Source organism: Candidatus Deferrimicrobiaceae bacterium (assembly GCA_035256765.1).
In the GTDB taxonomy this organism is placed as follows: domain Bacteria; phylum Desulfobacterota; class Deferrimicrobia; order Deferrimicrobiales; family Deferrimicrobiaceae; genus CSP1-8.
In genome coordinates, this window is the sequence record DATEXR010000259.1 from 1 (window position 1) to 7271 (window position 7271).

A 7271-nucleotide genomic window follows, 5' to 3' on the forward strand; every position below is an offset into this window, starting at 1 on the left:
GGGTTCGAGGAGATCAACATGTGGGCGTCGTTCCACCACGAGCGATTGAACGGCGCAGGGTATCCCTTCCACCATAAGGGCGACGTCCTTCCCCTGGGATCCCGCATCATGTGCGTGGCCGACGTCTTCACGGCCCTTGCGGAAACCCGCCCGTACCGGGAGGGGACCGGACGGAGCGAGAATATGCCGATCCTGTACCGACTGGTCAGGGACAGCAGCCTCGACGCGCGGATCGTGGACGTGCTGAACGAGGAATACGAGAAGATCGACAGGATCCGGGTCGAGGCGCAGGAAGCGTACGCGGCCGAATACGAGCGCAGGTTCCCGAGCCGTACCGAAATCCGGATGAATTGAGCGACGCACGCTTTCCGGAAACGATCACGGAACTTTCAGAAAAGGATACTTCTCGATCTCTTCGCGGAAGATGACCCCCACCCCGCCGTGGTCCCCGAAGGTCTCCACCGCAACGATGGAGCGGAAACCCTGGAAGTCGACCCGGGAGGCGTGCCCCTGGCTCTCGTGGGCGGCGATGATCCGGCCGCCCATCTCCTTCTCCACCTCCTGCGTCGGGATCTCCCCCTTGTGCCCGCGGCGCTCGATGCGCACGTAGAAGGGGCCGGGGGGAACACGGCCGGCGATTCCGTCGATCACCCCGGACAGCCGCTCGCGGAACGTCTCCAGGGTGAAGGAGAAGACCTCGTCCACCGGGACGAGGCGGGCGACGAACCGCCATACCGGGTCCCGAACCTCCTTGCCCTTGCGCAGCTCCTCGAAGAACCTCGCGCGGTCCTCCACGCTCCCGACCAGGACGTCGCGGAATCCCATCGTGTGGAACCGGCCGAAGAACTTGAGTTCCTTCGCCGCGCCCCGCTCGCCGTTGCGGCGGCAGGTGACGACCACGTTCCAGGAGTGCATCCTACGCCCCCGCCCGGTACGAGCTGCGCACGAGGGGCCCGCACGCCACCCGGGGGAAGCCGATCGCGCGCGCCTCCGCCGCCAGTTCCCGAAACGTCTCGGGGGAAAGGTATTCCTTCACCCGCCGATGGTGGCGCGAGGGGGGAAGGTACTGCCCCACGGTGACCGAACGGCAGCCCGCCGCGAAGAGGTCCTCCATCACGCCGACGACTTCTTTCCTCGTCTCCCCGAACCCGACCATCAGGCCGGATTTCAGCGGAAGGCCGGGATCGATCGCGTGCGCGCGGGAAAGAAGCGCAAGGGACCTTTCGTAGGACGCCCCGGGGCGCACCTCGGGATAGAGCCTGGGCACGGTCTCCACGTTGTGCGCAAGAATGTCCGGGCGGGCGGCGACCACCGCCGCGAGGGCGTCCCGGTCGCCGGCGAAATCCGGCACGAGGAGCTCCACCGCGGGGGAGGAAGGCGACTTCCGAAGCTCCCCCACGACCCGGGCGAACTGCCCCGCCCCCCCGTCGGGGAGGTCGTCCCGCGTGACCGAGGTCACGACGATGTGCCGCCAGCCGAGTTCGGCGGCCGCCGCCGCGACGCGCTCCGGCTCGCAAGGATCCGGAGGCGCCGGGCGCCCGGGTTCAACGCTGCAGAACGCGCATCCCCGGGTGCAGATATCCCCCAGGATGAGGACGGTCGCCGTCCCCTCTCCCCAGCACTCTCCGACGTTGGGACACCGCGCCTCGCGGCACACCGTGCGCAAACCGTGCCTGGCAAGGGTCTCCGTCACACGGGAGACGCTCCCCCCGGACGGGGCGCGTACCGTGAGCCACGGGGGGCGCTTCCCGGGGGGGGGGCCGCTCACGAGAACCCCCGGAGATGTCGCCCGCACGATGCGGCCACCCTTTCGCAGACCTCATCCATCGGGACATCCCGTCCCGTGATCTCGGCCATCGAGGTCGCCTCGCGCCCTTTCAGCCCGCAGAGGTGGATCCGGTGGAAGTAGGACAGGTCCGTGGACACGTTCAGCGCGAAGCCGTGGTAGGTGACCCACCGTTTGACGCCCACGCCGATGGAGGCGATCTTTTTCCCGTTCGCCCACACACCGGTGAACCCCTCGTTCCGGCAGGAGGGGATGCCGAAGGCGTCGATGGCCTCGATCAGCGCGGCCTCGAGGCAGCGGACGAACCGGTGCACGTCGGGGCGTGCAAGGAAGACGATCGGGTACCCGACAAGCTGCCCGGGGCCGTGGTACGTCACGTCCCCCCCCCGGCCGACCCGCTCCACGGCGATCCCTTCCGCGGCCAGCGCATCTTTCGGGACGAGGAGGTTGGCCGGGTCGCCGGCGCGCCCGAAGGTGTAGACGTGGGGGTGGGTGAGCAGCAAGAGAGTGTCCGGCGTCTCCCCCCGCGCCCGGCGGTCGACAAAGGAAAGCTGCAGGTCGAGCGCCCGCCTGTACTCCAGGCAGCCGAGCCAGACGGTCTCCACGGCTTCGCCCCTAATGTAGCGTCTCGCAAATAGGCTGACGCACCGAGACCGTCGATGCGCTGCGCCGGCGAGGCGCGCGTCTGAGGCGTACTGGAACGAAGTACGCCGCAAGGAGCGCAACGAAGCCTTCGCTGCTGCAGCGGCGGTCGAATGCCAGGTTATTTGCGAGACGCTGCATTAGAGGTGGAACTCCCCCGCCTCGAGGATCTCCCGCACGCGGAAGAGGAAGCTGTTGCCGGTCACCCCGTCGACGATCCGGTGGTCGTAGCCGAGGCACAGGAACATCATCGGACGGATGACGATCGCGTCCTCGCCGTCTTTTTCCACCACCACCGGGCGCTTGATGATCTGCCCCATCCGCAGGATCCCGACCTGGGGCTGGTTGATGATCGGCGTCCCGAAGAGGTTCCCTTTAAGCCCCGGGTTGGTGACGCTGAAGGTCCCCCCGGAGAGTTCGTCCGGGAGGATCTTCTTCGCGGCGGCTCTCGCCCCGAAGTCCTCGACGGCCTTGGCCAGGCCGAGCAGCGCCTTCTCGTCGGCGTTGCGGATGACGGGGACGATCAGGCCCCGTTCCGTATCGACGGCGACGCCGACGTGGATCCCCTTCTTGATGACCGTGGTCTCGCCGACCACCTGGGCGTTCAGGACGGGGAACTCCCGGATCGCCTCGATCGCCGCCCAGATCACGAAGGGGAGATACGTGAGGGAGATCCCCTCCTTCTTCTTCGCCGCCCGGAACGCCGCCACCCGGTGCATGTCCACCTCGGCGAAGGTATGGACGTGAGGGGAGGTCCGCTTGCTCAGCACCATATGCTCGGCGATCATCTTCCGGATCGGAGTGAACGGGATCACCTGGTCCCCCTCCGGGGTGACCTTCGCGCCGGGCGGGGGCGGCGCAGGAGCGGGCTTCTTCTTCGGGGGCGGAGGCGGCGCGGGCTTCGCCTCAGGCGACGGGGCCGGTGCGGCCCCTTCCTCCCGACGGGCGAGGTACGCCTCCACGTCCTTCTTCGTCACGCGGCCGTCGATCCCCGTCCCCGGGATCCGCGAGATGTCGAGACCGTACTCCGCGGCCATCTTCGCCACTACCGGGGAGATGCGCACCTTCGGTTGGTCCTTTTCGGGCGGCGGCGCGAGCTTCGGCGCCTCCTTCGGCGGCTCGGTGCGTGGTGCAGGCGGAATGGGCGGTCCCGTCTTGCGGGCCATCGCCCCGGGGAACCCCTCCTCCTCCTCGTCCCACTTCTCGGGAGGCGGCTCCGGGGGCGGGGCGGCCGCCGCCTTCTCGGTCTCGATCCGGCAGAGGAGCTCCTGGATGGGGACCGTGTCCCCCTCCTTCGCGAGGACCTCCACGATCTTCCCCTCGACCGGGGATGGGATCTCGGCGTCCACCTTGTCGGTGGAGATCTCGAGAAGAGGCTGGTCCTTGGCCACGACATCCCCCACCTTCACCAGCCACTTGACCACGATCCCCTCGATCACGCTCTCCCCGAGCTGGGGCATCACGACGTCTACGCGCATCTTCCTTTCCCCCTTCGCTGGGGGGGGACACTCCTCAACATACAACTCGATATAGGAATGTCCCCCCTTGTCAGTACGCGGCAAGCTTTCGTACGGCTTCGGTCACCTTCTCCTGGTTCGGGATGATGTACTCCTCCATCGGCCCCGCGAAGGCGTTGTGAGTATCCTTCGAGGCCAGCCGCATCACCGGCCCGTCGAGGTGCTCGAAGAGATCCTCGGCGATGCGGGCCGCGATCTCTCCCCCGATTCCGCCGGTCCGCCTGGCCTCGTGAATGATGAGCGCCTTGCCGGTCTTCTTCACCGACTCCCGGATCGTCTTCCAGTCGTAGGGAAGCAGCGTCCGCAGGTCGATCACCTCGATGTCGATCTCGGACGCCATGTCCTTCGCGGCCTTCACCGCCGCGTGCATCGGCGGCCCATAGGTGATGACGGAGATGTCCTTCCCCTCCCTACGGAGGGCTGCCTTCCCGATCGGGACGACGTACTCCTCCTCGGGGAGGTCCTCCTTGATCCGCCGGTAGAGGAACTTGTGCTCGAGATAGATCACCGGGTCGTCGTCCCGGACGGCGGCCTTGAGCAGCCCCTTGGCGTCGTAGGCGGTCGACGGCGCCACGATCTTCAGGCCCGGCACGTGAAAGAACCACGCTTCCGGGTTCTGGGAGTGGAAGAGCCCCCCGTGGACCCCGGCGCCGCACGGCCCCCGGATGACGATGGGGCACGCGGTCTGCCCTCCGTGCCGGTACCGAAGCGTCGCCGCCATGTTGACGATCTGGTCGAACCCGCACGAGATGAAGTCGATGAACTGCATCTCCAGGATCGGGCGCATCCCCTGGATCGCGAGCCCCACGCCGGCCCCGATGATCAGGGTCTCCGAGATCGGAGTGTCGACGACGCGCTCGGAGCCGAACTTCTCGTGCAGCCCCTCGGTCGCCTTGAACGCGCCGCCCAGGACCCCCACGTCCTCTCCGAGAAGCATCACGTTCTCGTCACGCGCCATCTCCTCGTGCATCGCCTGGTTGATCGCCTGGATGTAGGTCACCGGCATCGCCTATCCCTCCGTGATCGGGGTCGCGTAGAGGTCTTCCATCGCCTCCGGCCCTTCCGGGTGGGGGCTCGCCTCCGCGAACGCCACCGCGTCGTCGACGATCTTCTTCACTTTCGTTCCCGTCTCCTCCCGGATCGCGGCGATGTCGTATTTCCTCTTCTCGAGATAGACCTCCCACCGCTCGATCGGATCGCGGCTCTCCCAGGTGATCAGCTCCTCCGCGCTCCGGTAGGTCGCCCGGTCGTGCTCCGAATGGCCGTGGTAGCGGTACGTCTTGCACTCGAGAAAGGTCGGCCCCCCCCCCGACCGGGCCCGGTCGACCGCCTTCCGGGCCGCCTTCATCACGGAGTGGAGATCGTTCCCCGGGCAGACCTCCCCCTTGAAGCCGTACCCGACGGCCCGGTCCGCCACATCCTCCACCGCGAACTGCAGCTCGTTGGGGGTGGAGTACGCGTAGAAGTTGTTCTCGCAGAGGAACACGACGGGGAGCTTGTAGATCCCGGCGAAGTTCATCGCCTCGTGCACGTCCCCCCGGCTGCTCGCTCCCTCGCCGAAGAAGGCGATCGCCACCCGGTCTTCCTTCCCGATCCTGAACTTGTACGCCGTCCCCACGGCGACGGGCAGCGTGGAGCCGAGCATCGACGTGGAGCCGAAGATGCAGCGGGAGAAATCCCCTCCGTGGAGAAAGGAGTCCTTCCCCTTCGAGAAGCCGTCTCGCTTGCCGAAGATCTGGGCCATCAGCCGGTTCGGGTCCGCTCCCTTGGCGAGGAAAGCACCCAGATCGCGGTGCAGCGGGAAGATCCAGTCGTCGGGGCGCAGGTCGTGGCACACGCCCACCACAACGGCCTCCTGCCCCTTCCCCGAGTAGACTCCGCCCTGGATCTTCCCTTGCCTGTCGAGGGCGGAGACGCGGCCCTCGAACTCCCGGATGAGGCGAAGCCAGAAATAGAGTTCCCGCTCCTTCTGCTCGGTCATGTCCCCTCCGCTCGCCTGCTCAGATGTCGATGGCCTCGCCGCCCAGCATCAGAGCCGCCTCCCGGATCGCCTCCGGCAGGGTCGGGTGGGCGTGCACGGTCTTGCCGATTTCGCGGAACGTCGCCTCGAGCGTGAGCGCCAGGCCGAGCTCGGCGATCAGGTCCGACGCGCCATGTCCTATTATATGGCACCCGATGACCTCGCCGTAGCGCTCCTCGGCCACCATCTTCACGAACCCTTCCGTGTGCCCCGACGCCACCGCCCGTCCCAGCGCCGTGAACGGGAACTTCGACACCAAGACCTTGATCCCCCTTCGTTTCGCCTCCTCCTCGGAGAGCCCGATCGTGGCCACCTCGGGCTGGCAGAAGATGCAGGCCGGGATCTTGTCGCGGTCGGGGGGCCTTGTCTCGTGCCCCGCGATGATCTCCGCGGCCGCCACCCCTTCCGCGGAGGCCTCGTGGGCCAGGAGCATCCCGCCGATGACGTCCCCGATCGCGAAGATGGTCGGGCACGCCGTGCGCAGGGAGGCGTCCACCTCCACGTACCCTTTCGAAAGCTTGACTCCGCACGCATCGAGCCCGAGCCCCTCCGTCAGCGGCTTCCTCCCCACGGCGACGAGGAACTTCTCCGCGGGAAGCCTCTCTTCCTTCCCCTTGAGGGAGACGGTGAGCTCCCTTGCCTCCTTGTCCAGGCTCTTCGCCGGGGCGCCGGTCAGCACCCGGATCCCCTGCTTCTGGAACGCCTTCTCCAGCTCCTTGGCCACCTCGCGGTCCGTGCGGGGGAGAAGCTGGTCCTCCATCTCGACCACCGCCACGTCGGCCCCGAACGTCCGGTAGATGTAGGCGAACTCGACCCCCACCGCGCCGCCGCCCAGGACGACGACCGAGCCCGGCATCGTTTCCTGCGCCAGCGCGTCGTCGCTCGTGAGAACGGTTTTACCGTCCGGCTCGATCCCCGGCAGCCCCCGGACCGCCGTTCCCACGGCGACCAGGATCTTTCCCGCCCCGATCTCCTCGTCACCGACCCGAACCGTCGTGGGGGAGGAAATGACGGCGTTTCCCGCGATCAGCTCGATCCCGTTCTTCCGGAAGAGGAAGGAGACCCCCCGGGACATCTTCTCGGACACCTTCCGGCTGCGGCGGATGACCTCCCCGTAGTCGACCGAGAGCCCCTTCACGACGATCCCGTACGCCGCGGCGTTCTTCATCTGCTGGTACAGGTCGGCGCTTTTCAGGATCGCCTTGGAGGGGATGCAGCCCCAGTTCACGCAGACGCCTCCCGGCTTGTCCCTCTCCACCACCGCCACCCGCAGGCCGAGCTGCGCCGCCCGGATCGCGGCCACGTA

Annotated in this window: 8 protein-coding genes; 1 reads left to right on the forward strand and 7 read right to left on the reverse strand. The window is 67.4% G+C overall.

Features of this window, described 5'->3' with window-relative positions:
* The coding region (locus VJ307_08740) for an HD domain-containing phosphohydrolase (GenBank protein HJX74229.1) at nucleotides 1-354 on the forward strand (354 nt) is incomplete at its 5' end.
* Nucleotides 355-378: 24 nt separating this feature from the next.
* On the opposite strand, the gene VJ307_08745 is transcribed toward VJ307_08740, so the two are convergent.
* From VJ307_08745 to lpdA, 7 genes are all read right to left on the reverse strand, one after another.
* The gene (locus VJ307_08745) at nucleotides 379-915 is read right to left on the reverse strand and encodes a THUMP domain-containing protein (GenBank protein ID HJX74230.1); all 537 of its coding nucleotides are present in this window, start codon (nucleotides 913-915) and stop codon (nucleotides 379-381) included.
* Nucleotide 916: 1 nt separating this feature from the next.
* The gene (lipA, locus tag VJ307_08750) at nucleotides 917-1795 is read right to left on the reverse strand and encodes a lipoyl synthase (protein ID HJX74231.1); all 879 of its coding nucleotides are present in this window, start codon (nucleotides 1793-1795) and stop codon (nucleotides 917-919) included.
* Nucleotides 1765-2391 carry a lipoyl(octanoyl) transferase LipB gene (gene lipB / locus VJ307_08755; protein ID HJX74232.1) on the reverse strand — a complete coding sequence of 209 codons (627 nt, stop codon included), beginning with the start codon at nucleotides 2389-2391 and terminating at the stop codon, nucleotides 1765-1767. Before lipB ends, lipA begins: the two co-directional genes overlap by 31 nt.
* A 177-nt stretch (nucleotides 2392-2568) precedes the next feature.
* On the reverse strand, nucleotides 2569-3906 hold the full coding sequence (locus VJ307_08760; protein HJX74233.1) for a dihydrolipoamide acetyltransferase family protein: 1338 nt from the start codon (nucleotides 3904-3906) through the stop codon (nucleotides 2569-2571).
* 70 nt (nucleotides 3907-3976) lie between these two features.
* Entirely contained in the window at nucleotides 3977-4951 is a 975-nt protein-coding gene (locus VJ307_08765) for an alpha-ketoacid dehydrogenase subunit beta (protein HJX74234.1), read from the reverse strand.
* Nucleotides 4952-4954: 3 nt separating this feature from the next.
* Nucleotides 4955-5926, reverse strand: a complete 972-nt coding sequence (locus tag VJ307_08770; protein HJX74235.1) for a thiamine pyrophosphate-dependent dehydrogenase E1 component subunit alpha — start codon at nucleotides 5924-5926, stop codon at nucleotides 4955-4957.
* 19 nt (nucleotides 5927-5945) lie between these two features.
* Nucleotides 5946-7271 (reverse strand): dihydrolipoyl dehydrogenase (gene lpdA / locus VJ307_08775; protein HJX74236.1); only part of this gene is annotated, 1326 nt, incomplete at its 5' end.

What these genes read in the sequence shown, in the direction of transcription:
- VJ307_08745 (HJX74230.1), bottom strand. Translation starts at nt 915, where the DNA reads ATGCACTCCTGGAACGTGGTCGTCACCTGCCGCCGCAACGGCGAGCGG.
- VJ307_08760 (HJX74233.1), bottom strand. Translation starts at nt 3,906, where the DNA reads ATGCGCGTAGACGTCGTGATGCCCCAGCTCGGGGAGAGCGTGATCGAG.
- VJ307_08765 (HJX74234.1), bottom strand. Translation starts at nt 4,951, where the DNA reads ATGCCGGTGACCTACATCCAGGCGATCAACCAGGCGATGCACGAGGAG.
- VJ307_08770 (HJX74235.1), bottom strand. Translation starts at nt 5,926, where the DNA reads ATGACCGAGCAGAAGGAGCGGGAACTCTATTTCTGGCTTCGCCTCATC.